Source organism: Pseudomonas fuscovaginae SE-1 (assembly GCF_000364705.1).
GTDB classification, from domain to species: domain Bacteria; phylum Pseudomonadota; class Gammaproteobacteria; order Pseudomonadales; family Pseudomonadaceae; genus Aquipseudomonas; species Aquipseudomonas fuscovaginae_A.
The window spans coordinates 17,898-30,770 of the sequence record NZ_AQOH01000226.1 but is presented as its reverse complement, the minus strand read 5'-3'; the positions used below and the strand labels follow the sequence as shown (position 1 = coordinate 30,770).

Annotated in this window: 11 protein-coding genes and 1 pseudogene; 8 read left to right on the top strand and 4 right to left on the bottom strand. The window is 62.1% G+C overall.

Translation table 11 applies throughout. The features are described from left to right. The first annotated feature begins 48 nt into the window (after positions 1 to 48). Complete coding sequence (gene norR, locus K675_RS0119475; RefSeq protein ID WP_026145359.1) at positions 49 to 1,578, top strand: nitric oxide reductase transcriptional regulator NorR; 1,530 nt, start codon at positions 49 to 51, stop codon at positions 1,576 to 1,578. 3 nt (positions 1,579 to 1,581) lie between these two features. On the opposite strand, the gene K675_RS0119470 is transcribed toward norR, so the two are convergent. After that, on the bottom strand, positions 1,582 to 2,073 hold the full coding sequence (locus K675_RS0119470; protein WP_017905155.1) for a winged helix-turn-helix transcriptional regulator: 492 nt from the start codon (positions 2,071 to 2,073) through the stop codon (positions 1,582 to 1,584). A 112-nt stretch (positions 2,074 to 2,185) separates the two neighbouring features. Between K675_RS0119470 and K675_RS31050 the strand changes: the two are divergent. Further along, a pseudogene (locus tag K675_RS31050) lies at positions 2,186 to 3,025 on the top strand (beta-ketoacyl synthase N-terminal-like domain-containing protein). 220 nt (positions 3,026 to 3,245) lie between these two features. Further along, on the top strand, positions 3,246 to 4,310 hold the full coding sequence (locus K675_RS0119460) for an alpha/beta fold hydrolase (protein ID WP_017905153.1): 1,065 nt from the start codon (positions 3,246 to 3,248) through the stop codon (positions 4,308 to 4,310). A gap of 33 nt (positions 4,311 to 4,343) precedes the next feature. Here K675_RS0119460 and K675_RS0119455 read toward each other — a convergent pair whose 3' ends face one another. Beyond that, on the bottom strand, positions 4,344 to 4,829 hold the full coding sequence (locus K675_RS0119455) for a PaaI family thioesterase (RefSeq protein WP_017905152.1): 486 nt from the start codon (positions 4,827 to 4,829) through the stop codon (positions 4,344 to 4,346). Between the two features lie 93 nt (positions 4,830 to 4,922). Between K675_RS0119455 and K675_RS0119450 the strand changes: the two genes are divergently transcribed. Both K675_RS0119450 and K675_RS0119445 read left to right on the top strand, forming a co-directional pair. After that, the gene (locus K675_RS0119450) at positions 4,923 to 6,263 is read left to right on the top strand and encodes a PLP-dependent aminotransferase family protein (RefSeq protein ID WP_026145358.1); all 1,341 of its coding nucleotides are present in this window, start codon (positions 4,923 to 4,925) and stop codon (positions 6,261 to 6,263) included. A 108-nt stretch (positions 6,264 to 6,371) separates the two neighbouring features. Further along, positions 6,372 to 7,547 carry a GGDEF domain-containing protein gene (locus K675_RS0119445; RefSeq protein ID WP_017905150.1) on the top strand — a complete coding sequence of 392 codons (1,176 nt, stop codon included), beginning with the start codon at positions 6,372 to 6,374 and terminating at the stop codon, positions 7,545 to 7,547. Positions 7,548 to 7,619: 72 nt separating this feature from the next. Here K675_RS0119445 and K675_RS0119440 read toward each other — a convergent pair whose 3' ends face one another. Beyond that, positions 7,620 to 8,141, bottom strand: a complete 522-nt coding sequence (locus K675_RS0119440; RefSeq protein ID WP_157383961.1) for a hypothetical protein — start codon at positions 8,139 to 8,141, stop codon at positions 7,620 to 7,622. A 592-nt stretch (positions 8,142 to 8,733) separates the two neighbouring features. After that, positions 8,734 to 9,654 (bottom strand): LysR family transcriptional regulator, encoded by a 921-nt coding sequence (locus tag K675_RS0119435; protein ID WP_037006867.1) that lies wholly within the window; start codon positions 9,652 to 9,654, stop codon positions 8,734 to 8,736. 179 nt (positions 9,655 to 9,833) lie between these two features. On the opposite strand from K675_RS0119435, the gene K675_RS0119430 reads away from it, so the two are divergent. Genes K675_RS0119430 through K675_RS0119420 form a run of 3 tightly spaced genes read left to right on the top strand, consistent with a single transcriptional unit; the run spans position 9,834 to position 12,869 of the window. Continuing rightward, positions 9,834 to 10,451, top strand: coding sequence for a thermostable hemolysin (locus tag K675_RS0119430; RefSeq protein ID WP_026145357.1), 618 nt, complete (start codon positions 9,834 to 9,836; stop codon positions 10,449 to 10,451). Beyond that, a complete protein-coding gene (locus K675_RS0119425; protein WP_017905146.1) occupies positions 10,448 to 12,013 on the top strand; it encodes an AMP-binding protein in 1,566 nt (521 codons plus the stop codon). The genes K675_RS0119430 and K675_RS0119425 overlap by 4 nt, the downstream gene beginning before the upstream one ends. Then, positions 11,988 to 12,869 (top strand): TauD/TfdA family dioxygenase, encoded by an 882-nt coding sequence (locus tag K675_RS0119420; protein WP_017905145.1) that lies wholly within the window; start codon positions 11,988 to 11,990, stop codon positions 12,867 to 12,869. Before K675_RS0119425 ends, K675_RS0119420 begins: the two co-directional genes overlap by 26 nt. Positions 12,870 to 12,873 lie beyond the last annotated feature (4 nt).

Sequence of the window (12,873 nt, the reverse complement as noted above, 5' to 3'; positions counted from 1 at the left end):
GACCCGGATCTTTTCGGGTCGATTCCACCCTTGAGGGTGATGATTACCATGCTGCGTGAAAGCCTGGCCGCCGACCTGATCGTCGAGCTGCCCAATGCCGTGCGGTTACAACGATTGGTCCAGACCCTGCACGAATACTTCGGCAGTGGCGCGGTGTGTCTGCTGCGTCTGGATGGTGACAGCCTCCGGCCGGTGGCGACGGTCGGACTGGTTCACGAGGCCCTGGGGCGTCGCTTCCTGATCGCCCAGCATCCGCGCCTGGCGGCGATCATGGCTTCCCGCGAGCCGACCTGGTTCGAGCCCGACAGCCGCCTGCCTGACCCTTATGACGGCCTGCTGGAGAATCCGGTCGGCGATTCGTTGCCGGTCCACGACTGCATGGGCGTGAGTCTGTATGTGGAGGGGCGGCCATGGGGAGCGATCACCCTCGATGCGTTGCAGCCCGGGACCTTCGACCCGCGAGCCCAGGCCGAACTCAAGCGTTGCACTCTGCAGATCGAAGCGGCCGTGCGGGTCACCCGGCTCGAACAGGACAATCGAGGCCTGCGCCTGTCCCGTAATGACTTGCGCGACCCGGGCGGAGCCGTGGAAGACGCTGAAATCCTCGGGCAGAGCACAGTGTTGCAACAGTTGCTCGACGAGCTGGATGTACTGGCCGATGCCGACCTGCCGGTATTGCTGCTGGGCGAGACCGGGGTTGGCAAGGAGTTGTTTGCCCGGCGCCTGCACCGGCTGTCGCGGCGCAGCCACAAGCCGCTGATTCAGGTCAACTGCGCGGCCTTGCCCGAGTCCCTGGCCGAAAGCGAGCTGTTCGGGCACGTCAAGGGGGCCTTCTCGGGGGCCACCAGCGACCGCGCCGGTCGTTTCGACGCTGCCAGCGGTGGCACGCTGTTTCTCGATGAGGTCGGCGAGTTGCCACTCAGCGTCCAGGCCAAGCTGCTGCGTACCTTGCAGAATGGCGAGATCCAGCGCCTGGGCGAGGACAGGCCGCTGCATGTCGATGTGCGCATCATCGCCGCCACCAACCGGCACCTGCCGGACAGCATCCGCGACGGGCTGTTTCGTGCCGACCTGTATCACCGGCTCTCGGTGTACCCGGTGCCGATCCCGGCGTTGCGTGAGCGTGGCCAGGATGTGCTGGTACTGGCCGGGCATTTTCTCGAACTCAACCGGGCCCGGCTCGGCCTGCGCGGATTGCGCCTGTCGCCAGCCGCCGAGCGGGTGTTGCTGGCCTATGCCTGGCCGGGAAACGTTCGTGAACTGGAGCACGTCATCAGTCGCGCCGCGCTGAAGCGGCTCAGTCGCGGTGGCAGCCGCACGGCAATCATCACGTTGGAGCCGGATGTCCTCGATCTGGACGGTGCGATGACCATGTCACCGACTGACGTCGAGCTGCCGTTGCAAAAACCTGCGACGGTACCGTTCCAGGCGCTGGCCGATGCTGTCGACGACTGTCAGCGACAGAAGGTGCTGCAGGCCCTGAGCCTGAGCGGGGAGAACTGGGCCGGGGCCGCGCGCCTGCTGCAAGTCGACCCGAGTAATCTGCACAAGCTGGCCCGGCGTCTGCGCCTCAAGTAGCCTTCAGGCGTCGTTGCGACAACCCGAGAGGCGTTCACGTATCTGTTCGCTGGCGGCCGGGCCGGGTTTCACGGTGGCCTTCTCCAGCGCTACCGGCCGGCCATCGGCATCGTCCGCCAGCATCAAATGCAGCCGGCGTCCGCTGTCGCGCTCGACGATCTGCACGCTTTCACCTTCCGGCGCGTAATGGCGGTTGCCCCATTCCACCAGCGCCATCAGCACGACGCGAAAATCCCGGCCCTTGGCGGTCGGTACGTACTGGTAGCGCAGGGGGCGCTGGCTGTAGGCCTCGCGCTCGAGCAAACCGTCCTCCACCAGGCCGTTGAGGCGGCGGGTCAGCATGTTGGGGGCGATATCCAGGCTGCGGGAAAATTCGTCGAAGCGCTTCAGGCCCTGCAGGGCGTCACGCATGATCAGGATGTTCCACCACTCGCCGACCCGCTCGAGACTGCGGGCGATCGGGCATTCGGCATGGATCAGGGTTTTGCGCTGCATGGCGGCTCCTGCGGGGAGATCTGCTTTTTGTCAGGTTGCATGTTACTTTCATTATGATAGTAACGTCCACAGGCCATTACCTTGCTCAATAACCTGAAGGAGCTGGATTGTCATGAATAAACGTATCGTTGTCACGGGCATGGGCGCACTGACCCCACTGGGCTGTGGCGTGGAACCGGTCTGGCGCGTCTGCTGGCCGGTCAGTCGGGTATACGACCGCTGTCCCGGGAGTTGGTCGGTGACCTGCCGATCAGCATTGGCGGCCAGGTGCCAGACCGCCTCCTGGACCCGGAGGCCGGCTTCGATCCTGACCCACTGCTGGCGGCCAAGGAGCAGCGCAAGATGGATCGCTTCATCCTGTTCGCGCTGGCGGCCGCCGAGCAAGCACTGACCCAGGCCGGCTGGGCTCCGGACACGCCGCAGGCACAGGCCCGTACCGGTACCATCATCGCCACCGGGGTGGGCGGCTTTCCGGCCATCGCCGAGGCGGTGCGCGCCACCGACAGCAAAGGCCCGCGCCGCCTGTCGCCGTTCACCATCCCTTCGTTTCTCGGCAACATGGCGGCCGGACACGTTTCGATCCGCCATGGATTCAAGGGGCCGCTCGGCACGCCGGTGACCGCCTGTGCCGCCGGCGTCCAGGCCATTGGCGACGCGGCGCGGCTGATCCGCGCCGGGGAGATCGACGTGGCGGTCTGTGGTGGGGCGGAGGCCTGCATCCACCGGGCACCTGCTGGGCGCGGCAGGGGGAATCGAGGCGATCTTCACGGTGTTGGCATTGCGCGATCAGGTGGCGCCGGCGACGCTCAATCTGGATAACCCCGATGAAGCTGCCGAGGGGCTTGATCTGATCCGTGGTCGGGCCCGACAGCTGGCAATGGACTACGCGCTGTCCAATGGCTTCGGCTTCGGCGGGGTGAATGCGAGCGTGCTGTTCAAGCGTTGGGCATAGCTTGCGGGTGTTGCATGCGGCGTTTCCGGGGGCCGCGCGAGCGGGGCGGTTTGTAGGCGGCTGTGTATCAGAGTGTATCTGGCGCCATGTCCGATACACAGGCTTTCCCAACGACCGGGAAGTCGACACAGGCCGGATACCTCAAGGGGGTCAAATGCCTCCAAGGTTTGAAGGGCGTCATCCAGACCCCTGACCAATGGCTGGCAACGGAGAGATCACCATGAAGAAGGCACTGCACAACAACAAGAATGGCAAGGGCCGCCGCCTGGCCGGTTCGTCGATGCTCGCTCTCGCCCTGTTCGGCATTGTCGGGGCGATCCAGACGCAAACGGCCGCCGCCGCACAGGTCGATACGAGCAGTGCCAGTACTTCCCATGCCGCATCTTCGCCTTTTGGCCCGCTCAAGCACATCAAGGCCGGGCTGCTCGATGTGGCCTATGCCGAAACCGGTCCGGCCAACGGCCCGGCGGTGATCCTGCTGCACGGCTGGCCGTACGACATTCATAGCTACGATGAAGTCGCCCCCTTGCTGGCTGCCAAGGGCTATCGGGTCCTGATGCCCTATGCCCGCGGTTACGGCGACACCCATTTCCTGTCCGAGAAAACCTTGCGCAATGGTCAGCCCGCAGCGTTGGCGAGCGATGTGATCGATTTCATGGATGCGCTGAAGATCAAGACGGCCGTGCTCGGCGGCTATGACTGGGGCGCGCGTTCGGCGGACATCGTCTCGGCCCTGTGGCCGGAGCGTGTCAAGGCACTGGTCTCGGTCAGCGGTTACCTGATCGGCAACCAGGCGGCAGGCAAGAACCCGCTGCCGCCCAAGGCCGAGCTGCAATGGTGGTATCAGTTCTACTTCGCCACCGACCGCGGCCGTGCCGGTTACGAGAAGAACACCCATGACTTCGCCAAGCTGATCTGGCAGACGGCCTCGCCGAAATGGGCGTTCGACGATGCCACCTACGACCGCAGTGCCAAGGCGCTGGAAAACCCTGATCACGTCGATATCACGGTGTTCAACTACCGCTGGCGTCTGGGGCTGGTCCAGGGCGAGTCACGCTATGAGGCGCTGGAGCAGAAGCTGGCCACGGCACCGTCGATCAGTGTGCCGACCATCACTCTGGAGGGCGATGCCAACGGTGCCCCGCATCCGGCACCCGAGGACTATGCCAGGCGCTTCACCGGCAAGTACGAGTTCCGCCTGATCAGCGGCGGCATCGGTCACAATCTGCCACAGGAGGCTCCAGAGGCCTTCGCCAAGGCGGTGATCGACGCGGATCATCTCTGAGGCCAGCGGCCTCGATCCCCGAGCTGCGCGCGTTCAGCGGCCCCTGGCCTGTTCGTCGCGCAGCGTCATCACCGCACTGGTGATACTGGCAACCAGCTTGCCGTCTTCGCGTTCGATTTCGCACAGATAATGACTGATCGTCCGACCCAGGTGAGTCGCCCTGGCACGGGCGCGCAGCCGCGACTGCCAGACCGGACGCAGGAAGGTCGCCTTGAGGTCGATGCTGGTAAAACTTTGCGTCTGTTGCATCAACGTCGAATGGGCCGTACCGATGGCCGCGTCGGCCAACTCGCAGAGCAGCCCACCGTGCACCGTGCCCTGTTGGTTGCCGTGCAACGCCGCATCGGCATCGAGTTCCAGGGTAGCCATGGCCTCGCCGATGGCGACCAGGCGAAAGCCCAGCAGGCGGGAAATCGCCGTGGGGTAGTGCATGTGGGTGATGTCGCCGGCAGCCAACGTGCCGTCGAGCTGGCGCCGCAGGTATTCCAGTACCGGGAGTGGAGGAACGGGTGTGGTCATGCAACCTCCTGTCGAATGAATGTCAGCGATTGGGTATTGGCAGTGTGTGTGCCTAGAATGGAACAATCAAAAAATTGTCCTAGGGACATCTCCATGGCGGTTTCTCCTGTTTCCCTGGCATTCGAAACGCTGGTCGCGGATATCCGCAGCGGGCGTCTGCCACCCGGTAGCCCCTTGCCCACCCATCGCCAGCTTGCCAGGCAGCACGGCATGGCGATCGCTTCGGCCAGTAAGGTCTACGCCCGGCTCAAGTCCATGGGGCTGGTCGTCGGCGAGACGGGGCGGGGCACCTTCGTGCGTGATCGGCCCCAGCAGCGTGAATGGGACAGTGGCGATGAGGCCCGGCTGAGCGCCAGTGCGATCGATCTGTCGTTCAACCATCCCGTCTGGCCGGGCCAGGCGGAACAATTGCGCAGCCTGCTGCGCGAGCTGGCGAACAGTGGCGACCTGGCGGCGTTGTTGCACCAGCAACCGCCGGGCGGGCGCCGCCATGAGCGGCGCATCGTCGGTGATTTCCTGGCCAGCGCACGCGGCCTGACGGTCGACGTGGAGCGGGTGTTCCTGGTCAACGGCGCGCAGCAGGGGCTGGATGTTTGTGTGCGAGCCTTGCTCCGGACGCATGACGAGGTGGCCGTCGATGCCTTGACCTATCCCGGCTTCAGGATGCTGGCCGGTGTCCACGGGCTGGTTCTGCACCCTGTTCCGGGTTTGCGCGACGGACCGGACCTGGACGCTCTCGATGGTCTGTGCCGCCAGCAACGGATTCGGGCGATCTACACCATGCCCACGCTGCACAACCCGTTGGGCTGGGTGCTGGATGCGCGCCAGCGTCAGCGGCTGGTGGCGATTGCCCGTCGGCATGATTGCCTGCTGATCGAGGACGCCGGCTATGCCTACCTGGCTGAAGAGGCGCCGCCGGCGCTGGTGACCTTGGCCCCGGAGCGCACCCTGTATGTCTCCAGCCTGTCCAAGAGCCTGGCCAGCGGGCTGCGTTTCGGTTTCGTGGTAGTGCCCGCGGCTTTCGCCGGTCGGGTGAAGGAAGTGATTCGTGCCAGTTCCTGGAGCATGCCGAGTGTGGTCACCGCCATGGCCACCCGTTGGATCGCCGATGGCACCGCCGCCCGCCAGGAAAGCTGGTTGCGTGGTGAGGCCCGCCGTCGGCAGGTCCTCGCCCGGGAGGTACTGGCCGGGATGGAGATCGTCGCTCATCCGGCCTCGTTGTTTCTCTGGCTACGTTTGCCCGACGAGTTGCGCATGGACCGGATCGCCACTGCCCTGGCCGAAAACGGCATTGCCGTCTCCAGGGCCGAGGCCTATGCCAGTACCCGGCATGCGCCGCATGCTTTGCGTCTGGGGCTGGGTTCGGTGCCCTCGGCACAGTTGCCAGCGGTATTGGCGCGGGTCCGGCAAGTCATCGAAGGCTTTCCGATCTAGCCTGTCCGTCAGAAAGTTGGCAAAAAGCCATCTATGGGAGGGCTGGCTGCAATGAAAAGCATTATGATTGACACTTTTGTCCCGTAAGTCAGAAAGGCTAGCCCGTATATGTCGCTTGACCCCCTCACGTTGTTGGTACTCACGATCGCCCTGGCGGCCGCGGCCGCGCTGTATCTGGCGGTCGAGTGGCGCAGCGTTCGTGAGCCATCTCTGCTGTTCTGGAGTGCGGGCTTCGCAACGATCAGCATCGGCTCGAGCCTCGCCTTGCTGCGTGGGAGCGGTTTTCTGCTGCTGGGTATCTGGTTCGCCAACGGCCTGCTGGTGACCGCGCACTGGCTTTTCCTGATGGGGGTTGCGCGATTCACCGAAACGCGGCTCTCCCGTAACTGGTTCCTGGTTGTCGTGGCCTGGTTCGCCATGCTGTTTCTGCCCAATGATCCGTCGTGCTCGAAGATCATGATGCTGGTCAACTCGCTGATGGTTTCCCTGGTGACCTTGCGTGCCAGTTTCCTGCTGCGTCCCCACGGCAAATCGTTGAGCGTGGGGGCGGTGCAGCTGCGTTATGTGCTGCTGATCCATGGGGTTTTCTATCTGGTCAAGGCCCTGTCGACGATCATCCCCGGGACCTTGATCGACCTCGCCGCATTTCGTGGCGAGATCATCCAGATCTCGCTGGTCGAGGGGGCGATGGCAATCATGCTGATTGCCCTGTCGATGACCGGCACCGAACGCTATCGCCGGGAGAAACGCATTGCCCGGCTCGCGGCTCGCGATCCATTGACCGCCTTGTACAACCGCCGCGCCCTCGAAGTGCGTGCGCCGCGCCTGCTTGAAGAGGTCTCGGGTGCCCGGCCGGGGGCATTGCTGCTGATCGATGTCGACAACTTCAAGCTGATCAACGACCTCTATGGGCATACTGCCGGCGACCGCCTGCTCGTGACATTGAGCGAGATGATCCGTTCCGTGTTGCCCGAAGGGGCGCTGGCTGCCCGGTTGGGGGGGGACGAGTTCATCATCCTGCTGTGCGGCACGTCGAACGAGCAGGTCGTGAGCCTGGGCAGCACGCTGCGTGACCAGTTTCACCAGGCTGTTCGCCGGACGTTCGACACGCCGCAGGCGGTGACCCTCAGCATCGGCGCCAATCTGTTCGACCAGCCGCCCAGCAGCCTGGCGGCGCTGATCGAACATAGTGATGTGGCACTCTACGAGTCCAAGCGTGGTGGGCGTGACAGCATTCGCCTGATCGACCGGACCGCTCCAGGCAGCGAAGCGCGTACATCCTGATTCGCGGCTGTCACCCGTCGGGCAGGCAGGAAAAATGACAGCCAACAAGGATCGGGTTGTCAGGTTGAAGCGCTATTTGCCAAAAATCATGTCGAAGGCGAGCCGCCCCAGCGGCAGCATCAGAACCGCAAAGATAATGCCTAGCTGCCAGTACACCAGTTTGAACCTGGATTCGGTATCCATTTTCAGTTCGATGATCGATGTCTTCAGCATGAAGCCCTGATCCTTGACCGCTGCTCGCAGCTCATGCCCCTGCTTTTCCATCTCTCCACGCAATTCGTGGCCTTGTCTTTCCATCGCAAGCCGGAATTCACTGCCTTGCTCCCTGATTTCCGCTCGAAGCTCGCCCCCCTGCACGGAAACGGCCTTGGCCAAGGTGGCTATCTGCTCACCTTGCTGTCTGACCGAGCCTTGCAGCTCCCTGATCGAGGCTCGCAGGCTCTGGCCCAGGTCGGCAATCTTCTGATTCATCTGCTTCTCGACACGAATCAGGGCGGATCTTGATGCGGGATTTTGCATATCGCCTCCCAGGCCCTGGCGATGGCTCCTGGTCCTTCTGGTGACGCGTGCACGGGGTGTCAGCACGTCGTTCATATCCTGGCCTCGAAGATTGAAGCCACTAAAGGGGCGTTCTACCCCTGGACAACAAGCCTGATCACATAATTGACCCTGCCCCCAGCCGAGATAGTCAGTTCATTCTCCGGTGAGTGTAAGAAAATACTTCGCGTGTTGCGTTCAAAGGAACGGTTTCCTCCCCCCAGCGCTGGTCGAAGGACTGAGGCCGGTCCGTTCAGGCTTATTGAACCTGCCGTATCGGAGTACGGTTGTCCTACGATTTGGCCAACAAGGGCGGGCAGTATTTGCCGAGGATTATTAACAAGGCTGTGGCGTCAATATACTGCCGAGATCGCCTGTTCACCGGGGAAAACCTATTTGAAAAAGGGCAGGTGATTCGAACCCGACGCAAGAGGCTTAAAAGGCGATCTTCCGGCGCCGTGCACAGTGATGTCGCGTTTCGGTGTGGTTGGGTATCGTAATGGATAGATTGTCCGACGTTTTTCAACTAATACTCGCTGTTGCTTAAAAGTACATATGCTGTTGCTAATCAATCGTACTCATGTGTGCAACTCCAGCGAAGCGGGACCGGTGCCGGGCAAGGGCACTGGTCCGAAGTGGGACGGGATGTTCAGGTACAGACCTTGGCGATCTGCTCGCGCAGCCAGGCACTGGCGCTGTTCTGGCCGCTCTTGCGGTCCCAGAGCATGTCCATGGTGAAGCTGGGCAGGCCCACCGGCGGCTTGCAGAAGGCGAATTTCGTCTCGTCGCAGATGAGCATCTGGATGCGCCGGGGCAGGGTCAGGACCAGATCCGTCCCGTTGATCATTTCCAGTGCCGCAACATAACTGTTGGAACGGGCGACTATCTGTCGGGTATAGCCTTGTTTGCCCAGCCAACCATCGACCATGTTGGTATCCGATATCCATGGAGTGGGAAATACATGCTGGCGGGAAACAAAACTCTCCATGTTGAACTTGTTTCCGGCGGGTTTGAAGTTTTTGTCGACGACGCAGACCAGGTCATCGTCGAGTAGTACTTTTGATTTGAAGTTCCTGGCGTCGCGATGGAAGTTTGGTCCGGAACAAATGACCAGGTCGAGGCGGCCGTCTGAAAGTTTTTCCGCGGGAATGTCCTTGTTGAACTTGTGAACGTTTATGATGACCGGGAAACTGCTTTTTATGAAGTTCTTCAAAAGTGTCGGAAGTATCAATAGTTCGAAATATTCGGGGGCGCAGATATTGAAGGTTATCTCTTTCTTTGCCGGATCGAATGGCTTGGTTTCCGAATGACAGAGGTTGATGCTTCTGATGATGTTGGTGACATGGCTGTACATGCTGGTGGCCTTGCTGGTTGGCCACATGGCATTGCGGGTATGGATGAACAGCTCGTCCTCGAAGCTGGTACGCAGCTTTTTCAGGCAGTAGCTGACGGTGGACTGGCTGACGCAAAGGGTTTCGGATACCTCGGTAACGCTGCTCTGTTCATATATCGCGACAAATACCACCAGGTCCTGCATGTCCAGCTTTCTAAGCAGATTGCTATTGAGCATAAGAGATCCGTCTCGATGAAAATCCATTGGTGCTAGCTTTTTTGTCACATTTCCAGTGATTCATTCTATTTGTATATTAGCGGATACAATTTATTTTTTAAATAGCCTCGGCGAAGCCTCCTCCATATATTCGCGTCTCACATTTTGATTACCCCTGCACAGGGACGGAGGAGGACGAAATGTTGGTACGTGTCACGGAAAGTCAGACGCCTTTGTGGATACAGGCGACGGAAGTTGTGAAAGAAAAATTTCGAAGCTCTTATAAGGCCAGTGTGGAACCCAATCCGCAGTACTTTGCTCTGACGCAGGATGCCGATGAGCAGATTCTCTCTTGCGCCGGTATAACTTTTGCCGATCATCGGACGCTGTTCTCCGAGCAATACCTGTCGGAGCCGATCGAGGCGATTCTGTCACGTCGTTTCGAGAAAACCATCGATCGCGCGAACATCGCCGAAATTGGCAACCTGATTTCCCATCATCTGACCGCGGGCATCATCATGGTCAACATGATCCCGCTGCTGGCCTGGTGCATGGGCGCCCATTACCTGTTGTGCACGGTCACGCCGCGGGTACGGGAAATGATGGAGAGCTGCCAGATCGTGTTCGAGCCGCTGCTGGCCGCCGATCCGGATCGTCTGGTCAACGACGACGGCAAGAGCTGGGGCAGCTACTACTCGAAGCAGCCGGTCACCGGTTTCATTCGCGTCGACCCACAACGCTCGCGCTTCGCCGCCTTGACCCTCAACACGCTGTTCAGCCAGTTGCCCACCGACCTGCCGGCGAGGGCGCAGCCATGAGCGCCACCTTCATTGCCGAGCTGCGGCGGGCCTTGCAGGTCAACCGCGAGGCCCTCTGCGCGGTCGATTGTGCGGCGGACGGCCCGGAACAGGGCGTTACCCTCACGTATGGCGAGTTGGAGCATCGCGCCCTGAACCTGGCCGCCGAGCTGCAACGGCGCTTCACTGCCGGCACCGCTGGCGAGCGCGTGGTGCTGGGGATTGCGACGCGTAACAGTAGTGACTGGCTGGTGGCCGACCTGGCGTGCCTGTTCGCCGGGATCACCGCATTGCCCTTGCCATTGGCTTTCAGCCAGTCCCAGGCCGAACACCTGGCCACGCGCTGTGATGGCTTTCTGGTCGATCATGCGGGGTTGCGTACCCTGAGCGAGCGTTGGCTGCTGGACTTTCCCGAGGAACGCCTGCGCCTGATCGAGCGGCCTGCCATCGAGCAACCCCTGCTGGCGGGGGCGGACGATGGCGAATGGATCTGCAAGATCATCCATACCTCGGGAACCACCAGCCGGCCCAAGGGCGTGCGCCTGAGCACCGCGGCGGTGGGAGCCGTGCTGGCTTCGCTGCGCCAGGGCATGCCCGTCGATGCCCACCGTCGCTATCTGTCGCTGGTGCCATTGAGTCTGCTGCTTGAACAGGTCACCGCTGCATACCTGCCGCTGCTCGCGGGCGGTACGGTGTTTTTCCTGCCGGAAGAAGAGCCTCTGCTGGGTGAGCCGGGGGCCTCGCCACAACGGTTGATCGACTGGCTGCTGCGGATCGAGCCGACGGCGATGACGGTGCCCCCGGTGATGCTCAACCGCTTCTACGAACAATTGGCCCGGGGCGACGAGCCGGGTGAGCGGCTGTCGCGCTACCTGCATTCGGGCGTGCACATCACTTGTGGCGGGGCGGCGGTCAGCGTCGACATCCTCAAGGCCCTGGCCGAGGACGGGATCCCGGTGTTCCAGGGTTACGGGCTCTCCGAGAACGCCTCGGTGGTGAGCATGAACACGGCCTTGCACCAGCGCCTGGGCAGCGTCGGCAAGCCGCTGGCGCATGTTCAGGTGCGCATCGGCGCCGACCAGACCATCGAGGTCAGGAGCAGTTCGCTGTTCAGCGGTTACTCGGGGCTGGACCCCAGTGCCTGCTCGATGTCCGAGGACGGCTGGATGGATACCGGCGACCTGGGCTCGTTGGATGCCGATGGCTATCTGTACGTCCATGGGCGCAAGAAGAATGTGATCTGCCTGCCCAATGGCCGCAATGTCAGCCCGGAGCAGGTCGAGCTGGAATACCGCGAGTATCCGGGGGTACGCGACGCCGCGGTGTTTTTCGACGAAGGGCAGGGCCTGGTGGCCTTGCTCTGCGTCGAGTCGCTGCCGGACCGCACCGAACTGGCCCGCTGGTCGGGCCGCCGCTTCTCCGATATCGAGCGGCCCAGCCGCCTGTGGCTGCTGACCAAGGACGATCCGCTGCTCGAACAACTCTACACCGTGACCGGCCGCCCGAAACGCGCCGACATCGCCACCGTTTTCTCCACATTGCAAGGGAATGCAACCCATGAACTCGCCTGCCTATCACTCTGAAAGTCCTGCCATCTCGATAATCGAGCCCCGTCATTTCACCAGTCTGGGCAAGCCGGAGTTGTACGAACTGCTGGGTCACTACGGTGTCGTGCTGTTTCGCAATTGCATCCACAGTGCCGAAGACTTCAGCGCCTTTGTCCGCCAGAACAGCTCGCGCTTGAGCCTGGACCCGGCGCGGGTCATGGTCGGCGGTGCGGCGCAACTGGTGGATGCCGGACGCGATGCGGTCGGGCTGCACTGCGAGAACGGCAACTCGCCGTTCTGGCCCGACATCACCTGGTTCTACTGCCAGGAAGCACCGCGCAAGGGGTCGCAGACCACCCTGTGCGATGGCGAGAAGGTCTTGGCGAAACTGTCGGCCGAGTGCCGTGAGTTCTTCGAACAGAACGCGATCCGCTACAGCCGCACCGTGGCCGGGGACAAGTGGCGTCGGCTGGTCTGCCACTATTCGACGGCACTCTCGGATCCCTCCGCGGTAACCATCGAGGACCTGTTGCGGATCACCGGTGACGACCCGCGTACGCAGATCACCTTCAACCCGGCGGACGACTCGATCCACTACGCCTTCAGCACGCCGGCGATCCTGGTCTCCGATTTCAGCCAACGCCCGGCGTTTGCCAACAGCATTCTCGGGCCGTCCTTCAATTATGAGGCGCCGGTGATCGATACCGTCTCCGGCGCGCCAATCCCGGCCGGCTTCCTCGCCGAGATCGCCGCGGTGACCGCCCAGGAAACCTACCCGGTCGGCTGGCGCGACCACGACATGGTGATGATCGACAACCGTCGGGTCATGCATGGTCGTGAAGCCATCGTCGATGACCGTCGCCGCATCTTCAATGCCCTGAGCTACCGTTGAGACC